Here is a 1,180-nt window from a genome sequence, read left to right on the forward strand (position 1 = left end):
GCCCGGCGCGAACGTGGCGGCTGTCCCCGCCGCCCGGTCGCCCAGCGCCGCGCCGCTGACCAGGACCAGCTCGGCGATCTCGGCGAAGGGCCGGTGATAGGGGTTGCGCCCGTCCCAGTCGTGCAGGTCGGTGGAGCTGCTCACCCCCTCGGCGAGTACGTCGGCGAGGTCGGGCAGCAGGTCCCGGACCCAACCCATGATCGACAGGTGGACGTGGGTGGCGTCCTCGACCAGTGCCGCCACCCGCTCGGTCGGGAAGGGCGCGGGACCGTCCGAGTCGCGGGGGTCGTACAGCGCCATCCGGTGTCCGGCGGGGTCGACCAGGTTCACCGAGCGGCGGGTGCCGGCGGGGTCCTCGGCCAGCGTGGCGTGTACGCCGGTCCGGGCCAGCGCGGCGCGCACCACGTCCCCGGCCGGGTCGGCACCGATCGTGTCGATCACCGCCACCCGCAGCCCGAGCGCGTGGGCGGCGAGCAGCACCCCGGCACCCGTGTTGCCGATCCGCAGGTCGATCGGGTCGACGGTGACCGAGTCGACCACCGGCAGCGGCAATCCGGGCACCCGCACCCGTACGTCGACACCGAGTCCACCGATCACCAGAAGGTCGTACATGGCGTCGACGGTAGACGTCGGGTGGCGCCTAAGCTGTCCCGGTTGTTAGCAGGGGACCCTTGCTCTACCGGAGGCGTTAGCAGGGGACCCCTCCTTACTCGGCGAGGGGGCGTGCGTGCTGGTCGTGCACGGGGTGTGGCTGCCCGGTCGCGGCTTCGCCGTCTGGGCCGAGGACAGCACCCGAGAGCCGGAGGCGCCGCGCCGACCGGGGCGGGCACCCCGCGACCGGCCGCACCCGTTCGCCGCCGACCACGCCGCGTTGACCACCGTCATGGGCGAGGCCGCCGAGCCGGCCGACCTCGGCACGGTGCTGTTGAGCCTGCCCACCCGGGGCGGCTCGCCGATGGACTCGCCGGAACTGGTCCGGACCACCGTCGTGGCGCCGCCCCGGGGCCGGGTCGCCCTGGCCGGATGGCGGGTGCCGGTCCTCGCGTACGGCCCGGACGCCACGCTGGCGCTGCTGCGCGGCATCGACCGCGTGTCCGCCGTACCGGGTGCCGCCCTGCGACACCTGGCCGAGGTGGCCGCCTTCGCCGTCGACCTGGCCGGTCGGGGCCGGGTCCTGCCC

At 75.3% G+C, this 1,180-nt stretch carries 1 protein-coding gene and 1 pseudogene; one reads left to right on the plus strand and one right to left on the minus strand.

Annotation, left to right across the window (positions count from 1 at the left end):
• The coding region (locus EYA84_RS32100) for a PfkB family carbohydrate kinase (protein ID WP_131057884.1) at window positions 1-612 on the minus strand (612 nt) is incomplete at its 3' end.
• Window positions 613-727: 115 nt separating this feature from the next.
• On the opposite strand from EYA84_RS32100, the pseudogene EYA84_RS32105 reads away from it, so the two are divergent.
• Window positions 728-1,180 (plus strand): annotated as a pseudogene (locus EYA84_RS32105) (ATP-dependent helicase); the annotation flags it as partial.

The organism is Verrucosispora sp. SN26_14.1 (assembly GCF_004307965.1).
Taxonomy (GTDB): Bacteria; Actinomycetota; Actinomycetes; order Mycobacteriales; family Micromonosporaceae; genus Micromonospora.